14 protein-coding genes and 1 pseudogene are annotated in these 15,813 nt (G+C 72.4%); 7 read left to right on the top strand and 8 right to left on the bottom strand.

Features of this window, described 5'->3' with window-relative positions; all coding sequences use genetic code 11:
* Together AB0O29_RS29775 and AB0O29_RS29770 are read right to left on the bottom strand one after the other, a co-directional pair.
* A pseudogene (locus AB0O29_RS29775) lies at positions 1 to 521 on the bottom strand (DNA helicase RecD); the annotation flags it as partial.
* On the bottom strand, positions 518 to 1,501 hold the full coding sequence (locus tag AB0O29_RS29770; protein WP_365157577.1) for an aldo/keto reductase: 984 nt from the start codon (positions 1,499 to 1,501) through the stop codon (positions 518 to 520). The gene AB0O29_RS29770 and the pseudogene AB0O29_RS29775, both read right to left, overlap by 4 nt.
* A gap of 109 nt (positions 1,502 to 1,610) precedes the next feature.
* Between AB0O29_RS29770 and AB0O29_RS29765 the strand changes: the two genes are divergently transcribed.
* Together AB0O29_RS29765 and AB0O29_RS29760 are read left to right on the top strand one after the other, a co-directional pair.
* Positions 1,611 to 2,660, top strand: coding sequence for an LLM class F420-dependent oxidoreductase (locus tag AB0O29_RS29765; protein ID WP_365157574.1), 1,050 nt, complete (start codon positions 1,611 to 1,613; stop codon positions 2,658 to 2,660).
* Positions 2,661 to 2,947: 287 nt separating this feature from the next.
* Positions 2,948 to 3,742, top strand: a complete 795-nt coding sequence (locus AB0O29_RS29760; RefSeq protein ID WP_365157571.1) for a ferritin-like domain-containing protein — start codon at positions 2,948 to 2,950, stop codon at positions 3,740 to 3,742.
* A 12-nt stretch (positions 3,743 to 3,754) separates the two neighbouring features.
* Here the strand turns inward: AB0O29_RS29760 and corA are convergent, their stop codons facing one another.
* Positions 3,755 to 4,747, bottom strand: a complete 993-nt coding sequence (gene corA, locus AB0O29_RS29755) for a magnesium/cobalt transporter CorA (protein ID WP_365157568.1) — start codon at positions 4,745 to 4,747, stop codon at positions 3,755 to 3,757.
* Positions 4,748 to 4,801: 54 nt separating this feature from the next.
* Here corA and AB0O29_RS29750 point away from each other — a divergent pair, with 54 nt between their 5' ends.
* The 4 genes from AB0O29_RS29750 (at position 4,802) to mshC (ending at position 8,325) form a co-directional block, all read left to right on the top strand.
* Positions 4,802 to 5,509, top strand: a complete 708-nt coding sequence (locus AB0O29_RS29750; protein WP_365157565.1) for a histidine phosphatase family protein — start codon at positions 4,802 to 4,804, stop codon at positions 5,507 to 5,509.
* Between the two features lie 75 nt (positions 5,510 to 5,584).
* Positions 5,585 to 6,175 carry a DUF3090 domain-containing protein gene (locus AB0O29_RS29745; protein WP_365157562.1) on the top strand — a complete coding sequence of 197 codons (591 nt, stop codon included), beginning with the start codon at positions 5,585 to 5,587 and terminating at the stop codon, positions 6,173 to 6,175.
* Positions 6,176 to 6,180: 5 nt separating this feature from the next.
* Positions 6,181 to 6,975, top strand: coding sequence for an SCO1664 family protein (locus tag AB0O29_RS29740; protein ID WP_365157580.1), 795 nt, complete (start codon positions 6,181 to 6,183; stop codon positions 6,973 to 6,975).
* Between the two features lie 120 nt (positions 6,976 to 7,095).
* The gene (gene mshC / locus AB0O29_RS29735) at positions 7,096 to 8,325 is read left to right on the top strand and encodes a cysteine--1-D-myo-inosityl 2-amino-2-deoxy-alpha-D-glucopyranoside ligase (protein WP_365157560.1); all 1,230 of its coding nucleotides are present in this window, start codon (positions 7,096 to 7,098) and stop codon (positions 8,323 to 8,325) included.
* A 149-nt stretch (positions 8,326 to 8,474) separates the two neighbouring features.
* On the opposite strand, the gene AB0O29_RS29730 is transcribed toward mshC, so the two are convergent.
* From AB0O29_RS29730 to AB0O29_RS29710, 5 genes are all read right to left on the bottom strand, one after another.
* On the bottom strand, positions 8,475 to 9,464 hold the full coding sequence (locus AB0O29_RS29730) for a PAC2 family protein (RefSeq protein WP_365157557.1): 990 nt from the start codon (positions 9,462 to 9,464) through the stop codon (positions 8,475 to 8,477).
* A 126-nt stretch (positions 9,465 to 9,590) separates the two neighbouring features.
* On the bottom strand, positions 9,591 to 11,198 hold the full coding sequence (locus AB0O29_RS29725) for a glycerol-3-phosphate dehydrogenase/oxidase (RefSeq protein ID WP_365157555.1): 1,608 nt from the start codon (positions 11,196 to 11,198) through the stop codon (positions 9,591 to 9,593).
* 37 nt (positions 11,199 to 11,235) lie between these two features.
* Complete coding sequence (gene glpK / locus AB0O29_RS29720) at positions 11,236 to 12,762, bottom strand: glycerol kinase GlpK (RefSeq protein ID WP_365157552.1); 1,527 nt, start codon at positions 12,760 to 12,762, stop codon at positions 11,236 to 11,238.
* Between the two features lie 79 nt (positions 12,763 to 12,841).
* The gene (locus AB0O29_RS29715; RefSeq protein ID WP_365157549.1) at positions 12,842 to 13,624 is read right to left on the bottom strand and encodes an MIP/aquaporin family protein; all 783 of its coding nucleotides are present in this window, start codon (positions 13,622 to 13,624) and stop codon (positions 12,842 to 12,844) included.
* A 326-nt stretch (positions 13,625 to 13,950) separates the two neighbouring features.
* Entirely contained in the window at positions 13,951 to 14,718 is a 768-nt protein-coding gene (locus tag AB0O29_RS29710) for an IclR family transcriptional regulator (RefSeq protein WP_365157546.1), read from the bottom strand.
* A 253-nt stretch (positions 14,719 to 14,971) separates the two neighbouring features.
* Here AB0O29_RS29710 and AB0O29_RS29705 point away from each other — a divergent pair.
* Positions 14,972 to 15,813 (top strand): homocysteine S-methyltransferase family protein (locus tag AB0O29_RS29705; protein ID WP_365157543.1); only part of this gene is annotated, 842 nt, incomplete at its 3' end.

The raw sequence follows: 15,813 nt of genomic DNA, 5'->3' as shown, positions 1-15,813 counted from the left end.
CCGCCGCGCGCCAGCACGGCCCGGACGGCCCCGACGTCGCCGGCGGGCCGGGCCGGGGCCGGGGCCTGCGGGCGGGGCTGCGGGGGAGCGGGGGCGGCCCGGCGGGGTGCGGGCGGGGCCTCGTCGAAGGTGAGGGCGGGCACCTTGGCGCCGCTCTCCACGGCCCGTACGGCGGCCAGCAGGTCGGCGGCCCGGCCGCTGAGCTTGGCGCCGGCGTCGACGGGGTGCTCCCGCTCGGCCTTCCGCCGCGCGATCCGCTCCCGCTCGACCCGCTGCGCGGCCAACTCGGCCTGCGCCTCACTGACCCCGGCCCCGGCCTCCGGCTCCGCCTCGGGCTGCGGTGCCGCGTCGACCCCGGCCTCCGGCTCCGCCCCGGCCTCAGCTTCCGGCGCCGCGTGGGCCTCCGGCTCGGCTCCGGCGTCGGTCTCGGGCGGCGGTTCCTGGGTTCCCGGTGTGCCGGAGGCCTCGGGATCCGTCCCGGGGGGTGTGGCCTCGGGCGTCGTCTCGGGGTCCGTGCTCACAGCGTGCTCCAGTCCTGGTCGGGGTAGCGGTGCACGGGCGCGGACACGTCGTCCAGCGCCCGGCGGATCTCCTCCGGAAGACTAAGGGCCTCCACCGACAGCGCCGCCACGAGCTGCGCCGACGTCCGGGCGCCGACGATGGGGGCGGCGACCCCGGGACGGTCGCGGACCCACGCCAGGGCCACCTGGAGCGGGGTCACCGCCAGGCCCTGCGCGGCCGTGACCACCGCGTCCACGATCCGGCCCGCCGCCTCGTCCAGGTACGGCTCCACGAAGGCCGCCAGGGAGGCCGACGCCCCCCGGGAGTCCGCCGGGGTGCCCTCGCGGTACTTGGCGGTGAGGACGCCCCGGCCGAGCGGGGAGGAGGGGAGCAGGCCGACGCCCAGGTCCAGGGCCGCCGGGAGGACCTCCCGCTCCACCCCGCGCTGGAGCAGCGAGTACTCCATCTGCGTCGAGGCCAGCCGGGTCCGTACGCCGGGGGCCGCCAGCTGCCAGGTCGCGGCCTTCGCCAGCTGCCAGCCGCTGAAGTTCGAGACCCCGGCGTAGCGGGCCCGTCCGCTGGTCACCGCCAGGTCCAGCGCCTGGAGGGTCTCCTCCAGCGGGGTCTCCGGGTCGAAGGCGTGGACCTGCCACAGGTCCACGTGGTCGGTGCCCAGCCGGTCCAGGGAGTCGTCCAGGGCGGACAGGAGGTGCCCGCGCGAGCCGTTGAAGCGCCGGCCCGGGTCCGGGACGCTGCCCGCCTTGGTGGCGATGACCAGGTCCCGGCGCGGGACGAGGGAGCCCACCAGCCGCCCCAGGAGGTACTCCGACTCCCCGTCGCCGTACACGTCGGCCGTGTCGACGAGTGTGCCGCCCGCCTCCCAGAACGTCTTCAACTGCTCGGCGGCGGCTTCCTCGCCGGTGTCGCGGCCCCAGGTCAGGGTGCCGAGGCCGATCCGGGAGACGCGCAGTCCGGTGCGGCCGAGATGCCTCTGCTCCATGAGCGCTGAGACTACTGGGGCACTGCCGCGAGGCCGTCGGGCGCGCTAGAGTCCCTGCGCAGACCTACGTTACTGAGCGGTAAACCGGCACATCGTAAGGGGACGACACATGCGGCTCGGCATCAATCTCGGCTACTGGGGTGCGGGCATGGACGCCGACAACCTCGCCGTCGCCCAGGAGGCCGACCGCCTCGGCTACGACGTGTGCTGGGCGGCGGAGGCCTACGGCTCCGACGCGGCGACCGTCCTGGCCTGGGTCGCGGCCCAGACCGAGCGGATCGACGTCGGCTCGGCCATCTTCCAGATCCCCGCCCGCCAGCCCGCGATGACGGCCATGACCGCCGCCACGCTGGACTCCCTCACCAAGGGCCGCTTCCGCCTGGGCCTCGGCGTCTCCGGCCCGCAGGTCTCCGAGGGCTGGTACGGCGTCAAGTTCGACAAGCCCCTCGCCCGGACCCGCGAGTACGTGGAGATCGTGCGCAAGGCCATGAGCCGGGAGCGCCTCAGCCACGACGGCGAGCACTGGACCCTGCCGCTGCCCGGCGGCCCCGGCAAGCCGCTCAAGCTGACCGTGCACCCCGAGCGCCCGCACATCCCGCTCTACATCGCCGCCATCGGCCCCAAGAACCTGGAGCAGACCGGCGAGATCGCCGACGGCGCCCTGCTGATCTTCCCGGCCGCCGAGCACCTGGAGGAGACGGCCCTGCGCCACATCCGCGCGGGCCGCGCGAAGGCCGGGCTGACCATGGACGGCTTCGACGTCTGCCCGACCGTCCCGCTGGCCGTCGGCGGGGACGTGACCGCCCTCGCGGACATGTTCCGCCCGTACACCGCCCTGTACGTCGGCGGCATGGGCAGCCCCAAGCAGAACTTCTACAACCAGCTCGCGCAGCGGATGGGGTACGAGAAGGAGGCCGCCGAGATCCAGGCCAAGTACCTGGGCGGCGACAAGGACGGCGCGGCCGCCGCCGTCCCGCACTCGCTGATCGACTCCACCACCCTGCTCGGTTCCGTGGAGCGCATCGCGGACGGCATGCGGGCCTACGCGGAGGCCGGGGTCACCACCCTCACGCTCGCCCCGGCCGGCTTCACCCGGGAGGAGCGGCTCACCGCGCTGCGGGCCGGCACCGAGGCCCTGGAGCTGGCCGGCCTGGCCTGACGGGAGGACGCGGCGCGGCCCTGAACGGGCCCGCCGCCCGGCGACCGCCGGACGGAGTCCGGCGCAGCCGTCCGAAGCCGGCGCAGTCGTGCGAGGGCGGCGTCCAAAAGGAGTCTGCGGCCGTGGTGGGGGCTCGGGGGGTCTTCCCCGCCACGGCCGACACAGCGAACAACGCGCGGGCCGCCCCCGGGGTTACGCCCCGCGGTCCGGGCGGAGGTTTCGTTCATTCGGCCGAGTCCCGGGACCCCGCGGTTGCCCGCCCGCCCCATCCGCATTTGACTCGTTCCATGCTCTCCGCACGCAGCCTGTTCCAGGAGATCGTCGACCACGACGACTCCTTCCAGCTGTTCTGCTCCATCGCCGCCAGCGGGGAGTCCCAGGGCGGCTGGGAGAACGCCAGGATCGCCGCCCTCGTCCCCGACGGCATGCGAGCCCTCGCCCCCAAGATCACCCGGCACGGCGCCGACGAGGACAAGCACGGCCGGATCTTCCGCGCCCTGCTGAGCAAGCGCGGCCTGCCCGCCGTGCCCGTCCCGCCCGAGACCGACTACACGATGCTCCTCGAACGCCGCGGCATCGGGCTGGCCCACGACAAACTGCGCCGCGAGGAGCCGCTGAGCGAGGAGGACATCGTCGTCTACCTCGCCCACAGCCGGGTCACCGAACAGCGCGCGGCCGAACAGATGGTGATGCTGCTGCGCCACTTCGCCGCCCACCCCGAGGTCGGCAAGGCCGTCAAGGTGATCAGCCGCGACGAGGACGACCACCTCGCCTACTGCCACGAGGAGCTGCTGCGCCTGGCCCGGCAGGGGCACGGCCGGACCATCCAGCGGGTGCTGCGCGAGAGCGCCCTCGCCGAGATCGCCGTCTACCGGGACGTCAGCCTCGCCGTCATGGACCACATGGGCCGGCTGCTGCGCTGGCCCGCGCCCAAGGCGGCCGCGCTCGCCGCCGGCATCCGCGGGGTCTACGCGTACGAGCGCTTCAGCGGCTGGCACCGCATGGTCCGGCTGCGCCCGCCCGCGCGCACGAACCCGCTCGGCGGCCGTCCCGTCACCGCACCCGCCCCCGGTCCCGCCTGAACCCGGCGGGGCTCACAGCCAGCCGCGCCGCTTGAACATCCGGTGCAGCGCCAGGCACAGCCCCGCCATCACCACCAGCACCGCCGGATAGCCCCACCACTCCCTGAGCTCCGGCATGTGCTCGAAGTTCATCCCGTAGATCCCCGCGACCATCGTCGGCACGGCCGCCATGGCCGCCCAGGCGGAGATCTTGCGCATGTCGTCGTTCTGCCGGACCCCCATCTGCGCCAGGTGCGCCGCCAGCGCGTCCGACAGCAGCCGGTCCAGGCCCTCGATGTACTCGTTCGCCTTCGTCAGGTGGTCGGCGACGTCCCGGAAGAACGGGCGGGCGTGGTCGTGGACGAACGGCACGTTCCCGAAGGCGAGCCGGTCCATCGGCTGGAGCAGCGGGCTCGTCGCCCGGCGGAACTCCAGCACCTGCCGCTTGAACCCGTAGATCCGGGCCGCGGTGTTCTTGGTGTCCGCGGCCTGCGGGGCGAAGACCTCCGCCTCCACCTCCTCCAGGTCCGCCTGGAGCTCGGCCGCCACCTCGATGTAGTGGTCCACCACCGCGTCGGACACCGCGTACAGCACCGCCGTGGGCCCGTGCCGCAGCACCTCCGGCTCGTGCTCCAGCCGGCGGCGCACGGCGGCCAGCGCGGCCCCCTCGCCGTGCCGGACGGTCACCACGAACGAGTCGCCGATGAACAGCATCAGCTCGCCCGTGGTCACCCTGTCCGCGTCGTCGTCGTACATCACCGGCTTCAGGACCACGAACAGGGAGTCGTCGTACACCTCCAGCTTCGGCCGCTGGTGCGCGGTCAGCGCGTCCTCCACCGCCAGCTTGTGCAGCCCGAACTCGTGGCTGACGTGCTCGAACTCCTCCTCCGTCGGCTCGTACATGCCGATCCACAGAAAGGCGTCACCGACCGAGCGCGCCTGGGCCAGGGCCTCCGAAAGGTCCCCCGGGGCCTCGGAGCGCCGGCCGTCCCGGTACATCGCGCAGTCCACAATCACGCGGGGCATTCTTCCCCCACCCGGGCCCGCCCGCACGCCGACGGCACCGCTTAGGCTGCTCCCATGGCCACGCTGATCCTCGTACGACACGGGCGGTCCACCGCCAACACCGCAGGCTTGCTCGCCGGCTGGACCCCCGGGGTCGCCCTCGACGAGCGCGGCGCCGCACAGGCCGCCGCCCTGCCCGCACGGCTCGACGGGGTGCCGCTGGCCGCCGCCGTGTGCAGCCCGCTCCAGCGCTGCCGGGAGACCCTGGCCCCCCTGCTGGAGGCCCGCCCGGACCTGCCCCTGCACACCGACGAGCGCATCGGCGAATGCCACTACGGCGACTGGTCGGGCCGCAAACTCTCCGAACTCGCCGACGAACCCCTCATGAAGATCGTCCAGCAGCACCCCTCGGCCGCGGCCTTCCCCGGCGGCGAGTCCATGCGCGCCATGCAGAACCGCGCCGTGGACGCCGTACGCGAGTGGAACGCGCGGATCGAGGAGGAGCACGGCGCCGACGCCGTCTTCCTCATGTGCTCCCACGGCGACATCATCAAGTCCGTCGTCGCCGACGCCCTCGGCATGCACCTCGACCTCTTCCAGCGGATCCACGTCGACCCCTGCTCGGTCACCGCGATCCGCTACACCCCCAGCCGCCCCTTCCTGCTGCGCCTGGGCGACACCGGGGACCTCGCCCCCCTCATCCCGGCCGCGGCGCCCCCCGCGGAGAACGCCGCCGAGGGCGGCGGCAACGCCGTCGTGGGAGGCGGCGCGGGCGCGGCCTGATCGGACGGCGCAGTAGGGTGGCAGGGCCAACACACGCGCGCAGCCCTGCCCCTGCCCCAGACTTGGAGACCGGTCGTGCCCCGTCAGGTGTTCCTTTACGACCCGCCGGACCGCTTCGTGGCGGGCACCGTCGGTCTGCCTGGACGTCGCACCTTCTTCCTCCAGGCCTCCCAGGGCCCCCGGGTCACCAGCGTCTCCCTGGAGAAGACCCAGGTCGCGGCGCTCGCCGAGCGGATGGACGAACTGCTCGACGAGGTCGTCCGGCGGACCGGCGGCAACGCCCCGGTTCCCGCCGTCGCCTCGACCGAGGCCGCCGACACCGCACCGCTCGACGTGCCCGTCGACGAGGAGTTCCGGGTCGGCACGATGGCGCTCGCCTGGGACGGCGAACAGCAGCGGATGATCGTCGAGGCCCAGGCGCTCGTCGAGCTGGACGCCGACTCCGAGGAGGACCTCGCCGAGGCCGAGGAGCGGCTCCTCCAGGACGAGGAGAACGGCCCGCCCATGCTGCGCGTGCGGCTCTCCGGCGCCCAGGCCCGGGCCTTCGCCAAGCGCGCCCTGGACGTGGTCAACGCCGGCCGCCCGCCGTGCCCGCTGTGCAGCCTCCCCCTGGACCCCGAGGGGCACGTGTGCCCCCGCCAGAACGGGTACCGGCGCCAGGCGTGAGCGCCGTGACCCCGATAGAGGAGCTGCTCACCCGCGGTGAGCTCACCGTCCGCGGCCGGATCGCCGAGGCGTCCAACGCCGTCCTGCTGTGCACCGTCGCCCATGAGGGCCGCAGCGCCGAGTGCGTCTACAAGCCCGTCAAGGGCGAGCGGCCGCTGTGGGACTTCCCCGACGGCAACCTCGCCCGGCGCGAGCGCGCCGCCTACCTGGTCTCCGAGGCCACCGGCTGGGGGCTCGTGCCCACGACCGTGCTGCGCGACGGCCCGTACGGCGAGGGCATGGTGCAGCACTGGATCGACGCCGGAGAGGCGCCGGAGGCGGAGCTCCTCGCGCTGGTGGAGGGCGAGGAGGCCGGGGAGGGCTGGAAGCCGGTCGCCTTCGCCGAGGTCGGGGAGGGCCGCACGGCCCTGCTCGTCCACGCCGACGACCCCCGCCTGCGCCGGCTGGCCGTGCTCGACGCCGTGATCAACAACGGCGACCGCAAGGGCGGCCACCTGCTCCCCGCGCCCGACGGACGGCTCTACGGGATCGACCACGGTGTGACCTTCCACTCGCAGGACAAGCTGCGGACCCTGCTCTGGGGCTGGGCGGGGGAGCCCCTGACGGACGAGGCGCGGACCGTGCTGACCTCCCTGGAGGCCCAGCTGGCCGCTGACGCCCCGCTCGCCACCCGGCTGGCCGAACTGATCACGGAGGCCGAGCTGGCCGCCGTACGGGGCCGCGTGGCCCTCCTGCTGAGCAGCGGGACGCATCCGAAGCCCTCCGGACAGTGGCCGTCCATCCCCTGGCCGCCCGTCTGAGCAGGGCGGTCGCCCGTACGAGCCGGACGCACAGATCCAGCCGCGACGCAAGGGCGTGGATCAAGCCAACAGTGCGCCTCCCATTCGTTTCCGGAACAGTCGTCCGGTTAGGCTCGAAGCATGCATGCCTGGCCCGCTTCTGAGGTCCCCGCCCTGCCCGGCAAGGGCCGCGACCTCCAGATCCACGACACCGCGACCCAGGGGACGGTCACCCTCGACCCCGGTCCCGTCGCCCGCCTCTACGTCTGCGGAATCACGCCGTACGACGCGACCCACATCGGTCACGCGGCGACCTACAACGCGTTCGACCTCGTGCAGCGCGTGTGGCTCGACAACAAGCGCCAGGTCCACTACGTCCAGAACGTCACGGACGTGGACGATCCGCTCCTGGAGCGGGCGCTGCGCGACGGACACGACTGGACCGAGCTCGCCGAGCGCGAGACGGCGCTCTTCCGCGAGGACATGACCGCCCTGCGGATGCTGCCCCCGCAGCACTACATCGGCGCCGTCGAGGCCATACCCGGCATCGTGCCGCTGGTCGAGCGGCTGCGCGACGCGGGCGCCGCGTACGAGCTCGACGGCGACGTCTACTTCTCCGTGGAGTCCGACCCGCACTTCGGCGGGGTCTCGAACCTCGACGCCCAGGCGATGCGGCTGCTGTCCGCGGAGCGCGGCGGCGACCCGGACCGCCCGGGGAAGAAGAACCCCCTGGACCCGATGCTGTGGATGGCCGCCCGCCCGGGCGACCCGAGCTGGGACGGCGCCTCGCTGGGGCGCGGCCGTCCGGGCTGGCACATCGAGTGCGTGGCCATCGCCCTGGAGCACCTGGGCATGGGCTTCGACATCCAGGGCGGCGGCTCCGACCTCGCCTTCCCGCACCACGAGATGGGCGCCTCGCACGCGCACGCGCTGACGGGCGAGTTCCCGATGGCCAAGGCGTACGTCCACGCGGGCATGGTCGCCCTGCACGGCGAGAAGATGTCGAAGTCCCGGGGCAACCTGGTCTTCGTCTCCGCCCTGCGGCGGGCCGGAGTGGACCCGGCGGCGATCCGCCTGGCGCTGCTCTCGCACCACTACCGGGGGGACTGGGAGTGGACGGACGCGGTCCTCGCCGAGGCGGAGGCCCGCCTGGCGCGCTGGCGCGCGGCCGTGTCCCGGCCGGACGGCGTTTCCGCCGAGGCGCTGGTGGAGGAGGTCCGCGAGGCCCTCGCCCGTGACCTCGACGCCCCGGCGGCCCTCGCGGCCGTCGACCGCTGGGTCGAGCGTCAGCTCGCCTCCGACGAGACGGACGAGACCGCCCCCGGCCTGGTCTCCCGCACGGTCGACGCCCTCCTGGGCGTGGCCCTGTAGTTCCGGGGCGAGCCCCGGACCCCGTTGCGCTCAAACGCCGCGCGGGCTGGAATTGCCGCGCAGCGGCAATATCCAGCCCCGCCGGCGTTTGAGGCGCGGGGGTCTGGGGCGGAGCCCCCAGGGAACGGGCGAAGGGCGGGTAGGGGACCTTAGCCCTCGGGGGAGTCGTCCCCCGGCTCCTCCGGCGGGGTCGCCGGGGGCTCGTCCCCCGCGGGGTCCGGCTTGCGCTTGGGCGCCCGCCCCACCCCACCGGAGGTGTCCCGCAGGTACGACCCGTCCCCCGGCCCGTCGCCGGCCGAAGGATCCCGCCGCCGCAGGTACCGCTCGAACTCCCGCGCGATCGCGTCCCCCGACGCCTCCGGCAGGTCGGCCGTGTCCCGCGCCTCCTCCAGCGTCTGGACGTACTCCGCCACCTCGCTGTCCTCGGCGGCCAGTTGGTCCACCCCCAGCTGCCAGGCCCGCGCGTCCTCCGGCAGTTCCCCGAGCGGGATCCGGATGTCGATCAGGTCCTCCAGCCGGTTCAGCAGCGCCAGCGTCGCCTTCGGGTTCGGCGGCTGCGACACGTAGTGCGGCACCGCCGCCCACAGCGACACCGCCGGGACGCCCGCGTGCGTACAGGCCTCCTGGAGCACGCCCACGATGCCCGTCGGGCCCTCGTACTTGGTCTCCTCCAGGTCCATGGTCCGCGCCAGGTCCGGATCGGACGTCACCCCGCTGACCGGCACCGGCCGGGTGTGCGGGGTGTCGCCGAGGAGCGCGCCCAGGATGACGACCATCTCCACGCCCAGTTCGTGGGCGAAACCGAGCAGCTCGTTGCAGAACGACCGCCACCGCATGGACGGTTCGATGCCCCGCACCAGCACCAGGTCGCGCGGCTTCGCGCCGCCGATCCGGACGACCGACAGCCGGGTCGTCGGCCAGGTGATCTTCCTGACCCCGTGTTCCAGGAACACCGTCGGCCGGTTGACCTGGAAGTCGTAGTAGTCCTCGGCGTCGAGCGCCGCGAAGACCTCGCCCTTCCACTCCCGGTCCAGGTGCGCCACCGCACCGGAGGCGGCGTCACCCGCGTCGTTCCAGCCCTCGAACGCGGCCACCATGACCGGGTCGATCAGCTCGGGCACGCCCTCAAGCTCGATCACCCAGGTCTCCTTCCGAAGTTCCTTGTGTACGTGGGAAAGCCTAAGCCTTGTGGGGTCGGCGGCCACAGCCCACGACAGAGGGGCGGTTCCCCTCGGAACCGCCCCTCTTCCCCACCTGCGTACGAGCTATGCCTTGCGGGCCAGCATCTCCTCGACGCGGGCCTTCACGGAGTCGTCGTCCAGGCCGCGGACCGTCACCGTCGTACGGCGGCGCAGCACGTCGTCCGCGGTCTCGGCCCACTCGTGGTCACGGGCGTAGGCGACCTGCGCCCAGATCTCCGGGCCGTCCGGGTGGATGCGCTCGGCCAGCGCCGGGTCCTCGTTCGCCAGACGGGCGATGTCGAAGGCCAGCGAGCCGTAGTGCGAGGCCAGGTGGCGCGCGGTGAGCGGGTCCATCCGGGCGCCGGGCTCGCGGTCCACCAGCAGGCGGTGCGCGACGGCGTTCGGGTTGGCGACGCCGGGCAGCGGGACGCGGCGCACGAGGGACTTCACCGGCTCCATGTCCTCGGTCAGCGGGCTGCCGGGGAGCTTGGCCAGCTTGTCCATGACCACGCGGCCGATGTGGCGGTACGTGGTCCACTTGCCGCCGGCGACGGACAGCATGCCGCCCGCGCCCTCGGAGACGACCGTCTCGCGCTTGGCCTTCTCGACGCCGCCGGGGCCGCCCGGCAGGACGCGCAGGCCGGCGAAGGCGTACGTCATCAGGGAGCGGTCGAGGTCGGCGTCCTTCACCGAGAAGGCCGCCTCGTCGAGGATCTGCTGGATGTCGGACTCGGTGGCGCGCACGTCCGCCGGGTCGCCCTCGTAGACCTCGTCGGTGGTGCCGAGCAGGAGCTGGTCCTCCCACGGCAGGGCGAAGGTGATGCGGTACTTGTCGATCGGGGTGGCCATGGCGGCCTTCCACGGCGACTTGCGCTTCATGACGATGTGCGCGCCCTTGGAGAGGCGGATCGACGGCAGCGCGTGCTTGTCTTCCATGCGCCGCAGGTGGTCCACCCACGGGCCGGTGGCGTTGAGCACGACGCGGGCGTCGACGCCGAACTCGGTGCCGTCCAGGCGGTCCCTGAGCTCGGCGCCCGAGACCCGGCCGCGCGTCATGCGCAGGCCGGTGACCTCGGCGTGGTTGAGGACGACCGCACCCGACTCGACGGCCGCGCGGACCGTCATCACGGCCACGCGGGAGTCGTTCATCTGGTGGTCGTAGTAGACCGCGACGGCCTTGAGGTTGTCGGTCTTCAGGCCGGGGTTGTCGGCGACGGCACGGGCCGGGGATATGACCTTCCCGATGCCGTCGCCGAAGGCCGAGAGGGCGGAGTAGGCGAAGACGCCCGCGCCCAGCTTGGCCGCACCCACCGGGCCGCCCTTGTAGACCGGCAGGTAGAACGTGAGCGGGTTGACCAGGTGCGGGGCCACGTCCTTGGCCAGCACCCGGCGCTCGTGGTGGTTCTCGGCCACCAGCTTGACCGCGCCGGTCTGCAGGTAGCGCAGACCGCCGTGGACCAGCTTGGAGGAGGCGGAGGAGGTGGCGCCGGCGAAGTCGCCGGCGTCCACCATGGCCACCCGCAGACCCGACTGCGCGGCGTGCCAGGCCACCGAGGTGCCCAGGATTCCACCGCCGATGACCAGCAGGTCGTACGTGGCCTTGGCCAGCTGCTCACGGGTCTCGGCGCGGCTCGGGTTCGAGCCGGCGGTCGGGTGCGTTCCCAGCGCGGGGACGCTCTGCAGGGTGCTCATGTCTCTTCAGCTCCTCGTCGATTCGACAGCTGGTGCGTCAGCTGGCGTCTTCGTCGTCGATCCAGCCCATGGACCGCTCGACGGCCTTGAGCCAGTTCTTGTACTCGCGGTCCCGCTGGTCGGCGGGCATCCGCGGGGTCCACTCCGCCGCGCGGCGCCAGTTGGCGCGCAGGGCGTCGGTGTCGGGCCAGAAGCCGACGGCCAGGCCGGCGGCGTAGGCGGCGCCGAGGCAGGTCGTCTCGGCGACCATGGGACGGACCACGGGGGCGTCCAGGAAGTCCGAGAGCGTCTGCATCAGCAGGTTGTTGGAGGTCATACCACCGTCGACCTTGAGGGCCGCCAGTTCGACGCCGGAGTCCTTGGTCATGGCGTCGGTGATCTCGCGGGTCTGCCAGGCGGTGGCCTCGAGGACGGCACGGGCGATGTGCGCCTTCGTGACGTACCGGGTGAGGCCGGCGATCACACCGCGGGCGTCGGAGCGCCAGTACGGGGCGAACAGGCCGGAGAAGGCCGGTACGAAGTAGGCGCCGCCGTTGTCCTCGACGGAGGAGGCCAGGGTCTCGATCTCGGCCGCGGACTTGATCAGGCCCATCTGGTCGCGCATCCACTGGACGAGCGAGCCGGTGACGGCGATGGAGCCCTCCAGGGCGTAGACCGGCTTCTGGTCGCCGATCTGGTAGCCGACCGTGGTCAGCAGGCCGCTGTAGGAGTTGATGATCTTGTCGCCGGTGTTCATCAGCATGAACGTGCCGGTGCCGTACGTGGACTTGGCCTCGCCCTCGGCGAAGCAGGTCTGGCCGAAGAGGGCGGCCTGCTGGTCACCGAGCGCCGAGGCGACCGGGACACCGGCGAGGACGCCGTCCTTGACGTGGCCGTAGACCTCGGCGGAGGACCGGATCTCGGGGAGCACGTTGAGCGGGACGCCCATCGACTCGGCGATCTTCTCGTCCCACGCCAGGGTGTGCAGGTTCATCAGCATGGTGCGCGAGGCGTTGGTGACGTCCGTGACGTGCGCACCGCCCTGGGCACCGCCGGTGAGGTTCCAGATGACCCAGGAGTCCATGGTGCCGAAGAGGATGTCCCCGGCCTCGGCGCGCTCGCGCAGGCCCTCGACGTTGTCGAGCAGCCAGCGGACCTTCGGGCCGGCGAAGTAGCTCGCCAGCGGCAGGCCGGTCTCGCGGCGGAAGCGGTCCTGGCCGACGTTGCGGCCGAGCTCCTTGCAGAGGCCGTCGGTGCGGGTGTCCTGCCAGACCAGCGCGTTGTGCACCGGCTCGCCGGTGTTCTTGTCCCACAGGACGGTGGTCTCGCGCTGGTTGGTGATGCCGACGGCCTTGACGTCGGCGGCGGTGATCTCGGCCTTGGCGATGGCGCCGGCGACGACCTCCTGGACGTTGGTCCAGATCTCGGTGGCGTCGTGCTCGACCCAGCCCGGCTTCGGGAAGATCTGCTCGTGCTCCTTCTGGTCGACGGCGACGATGCGGCCGTCGCGGTCGAAGACGATGCAGCGGGAGGAGGTGGTGCCCTGGTCGATCGCGGCGATGAAGGGGCCGGTGCTGCTGGTCATGGTGGCTGCTCCTGGCAGATCTGTTGAGTAGGCGGAATCAGGAGGGCGGTGCGGATCTTACGAACGCGGCCGAAGCTGATCAGGCGAACGCGATGTTGTACAGACCGCCGGCGAGCAGGGCACCGACGAGCGGGCCGGCCACCGGGATCCAGGAGTACCCCCAGTCGGAGCCGCCCTTGTTGGGCAGCGGGAGCAGGGCGTGGACGATGCGGGGACCGAGGTCGCGGACCGGGTTGATGGCGTAGCCGGTCGGGCCGCCGAGCGAGAGGCCGATGCCGACGACGACGAAGGAGGTGATGAGGACGCCGATGACGCCGAGGCCCTTGCCGTCGTCCTGGAGGCCCTGGGTCAGGATCGCGAGGACGAGGACGAAGGTGCCGATGATCTCCGTGGCCATGTTCTGGACCACGTTGCGGATCTCGGGGCCGGTGGAGAAGATCCCGAGCACCGGGCCGGCGACGTCGTGCGGGTGCGGGTCCTCCGGGCCGAGCTTGGCGTCCTTGATGTTCTCCGGGTCCGCCAGGTGCGCGCGGAACTGTCCGTAGTAGGTGATCCACATCAGGACCGCGCCGAGCATGGCGCCGAGCAGCTGGCCCGCGAAGTAGACCGGGACGTCACCCCACTCGCCGGTCTTCACGGCTATGCCGACGGTGACCGCCGGGTTGAGGTGGGCGCCGGAGAGGGGCGCGGAGACGTAGGCGGCGATGAGGACGGCGAAGCCCCACCCGAAGGTGATCGCGAGCCAGCCCGCGCCGCGGGCCTTGGAGCTCTTGAGCGTGAGGGCGGCGCACACGCCGCCGCCGAGCAGAGTGAGCAGGGCGGTACCGATGGTCTCGCCGATGAAGATGTCGGAGCTGGACACCCGCGACTCCTTTGTCTTACGTCCAGGGGTGGGCGGACACCGGGTCCCTCCGGTCGTCCGCACACTCGGTGAGTGCTTCACCGGTCCATGGCCTCGCCCATAGCCTAACGCGTATTGCCGGTAGGTGTTCGACAATGCCGACCGATGAACGGCAGTTTTCCGCCTGGGTTCAGAACGCGTCAAGGCCTGACCAGGTCAAAGAACCGGATCGTTACCACTCGGTACGATCGCCCAAATCCGGCCAATGGGCGGTCCGGAAACGAAGAGGTCCACCCGAATGGCGCCGAAAGCCGCCAAAGGGTGGACCGAGGGGGGTCAGGTCAAGCTCAGAACCGGCCCGCTCCGAGATCGCGCGAAACCGACCGGGCGCAGTCCCGTACGGAGGCCACCAGGGACGGACGCGGTTCCCCGGACTCCCCGCAGACCCGCTCCACGGCGCCCGCGACCGCCACCGCGCCGACCGGCATCCTGCGCCGGTCGTGGATGGGGGCCGCCACCGAGGCGATGCCCTCCCAGGTCTCCTCGACGTCGGCCGCCCAGCCGCGCGCCCGGGTCAGGTCCAGGACCTCCTCGAAGCCCGCCGCGTCGGTCACCGTCCGCGGGGTGAAGGCCTCCCGCTCGGCGTCCAGGGCCTCCGTGTGCGCGACCGGGTCGTAGGCGGACAGCACCTTGCCCAGGGCCGTGGAGTGCAGCGGCTGCATGGCCCCCACCTCCAGCACCTGACGGCTGTCGTCCGGCCGGAACACGTGGTGCATGATCAGCACCCCGCTCTGGTGCAGCACGCCGACGTACACGCTCTCGCCGCTCGCCCGGGCCAGGTCGTCCGTCCACACCAGCGCGCGGGCGCGCAGCTCGTGCACGTCCAGGTAGCTGTTGCCCAGCCGCAGCAGCTCGGCGCCCAGCTGGTAGCGCCCGGAGGCCGGGTCCTGCTCCACGAAGCCCTCGGCCTGCAGCGTGCGCAGGATCCCGTGCGCCGTGCCCTTGGCCAGGCCCAGGGAGGACGCCACGTCCGAGAGACCCAGCCGGCGCTCCCCGCCGGCCAGGAGCCGCAGCATCGCAGCGGCTCGTTCGAGCGACTGGATGTTCCGTGCCATCGCGCAGCCTCCTGCTGACGTAGTTCGACAATGCTGAACAGTATCGGTCGATGCCGACCTTGTGCATGGTTGGGTGTTTCCCGGTGCGCCGCCGACCTGCACACCCTTCCGTGCGAACCCCGCGCACAGAATGCAGTCCGCCACGTGGGACGGCCTCACCGGGGCGGGTGCCGCGCGGTTACGCTGACCGCGTGCACCCCTGACACAGCGGGGGTGCAAAGCCGACAGCCGTCGCATCCCAGGGAGCTCAACCATGGCCTCGTTGCCGAATCCGCCCGCCGACACCCAGACCCGGGCCGATGCCCTCCGAGAGGCGCTCGCGACCCGCGTGGTCGTCGCCGACGGAGCCATGGGAACCATGCTCCAGGCTCAGGACCCCACCCTGGAAGACTTCCAGCAGCTCGAAGGCTGCAACGAGGTCCTGAACGTCACCCGCCCCGACATCGTCCGCTCGGTCCACGAGGCGTACTTCTCGGTGGGCGTGGACTGCGTCGAGACCAACACCTTCGGCGCGAACTACGCGGCCCTCGCCGAGTACGACATCCCCGAGCGCAACTTCGAGCTCTCCGAGTCCGGCGCCCGCATCGCCCGCGAGGTCGCCGACGAGTTCACCGCCTCCACCGGACAGCAGCGCTGGGTGCTCGGCTCGATGGGCCCCGGCACCAAGCTGCCCACCCTGGGCCACATCACCTACGCCCAGATCCGCGACGCCTACCAGATCAACGCCGAGGGCCTGATCTCCGGCGGCGCCGACGCGCTGCTCGTCGAGACCACCCAGGACCTCCTCCAGACGAAGTCCTCCATCATCGGTGCCCGGCGCGCCATGGAGGCCCTCGGCGTCAGCGTCCCGCTGATCTGCTCCGTCACCGTCGAGACCACCGGCACGATGCTGCTGGGTTCGGAGATCGGTGCGGCGCTGACGTCGCTGGAGCCGCTGGGGATCGACATGATCGGTCTGAACTGCGCCACCGGCCCGGCCGAGATGAGCGAGCACCTGCGCTACCTGGCGCGCAACGCCCGTATCCCGCTCTCCTGCATGCCCAATGCGGGCCTGCCGGTGCTGACCAAGCAGGGGGCGCACTACCCGCTGAGCGC

Origin of the sequence: Streptomyces sp. NPDC089915, assembly GCF_040684675.1 — a bacterium.
GTDB lineage: Bacteria > Actinomycetota > Actinomycetes > Streptomycetales > Streptomycetaceae > Streptomyces.
The sequence above is the reverse complement of the archived record's forward strand: the minus strand, read 5'-3'. Positions and strand labels throughout refer to the sequence as shown.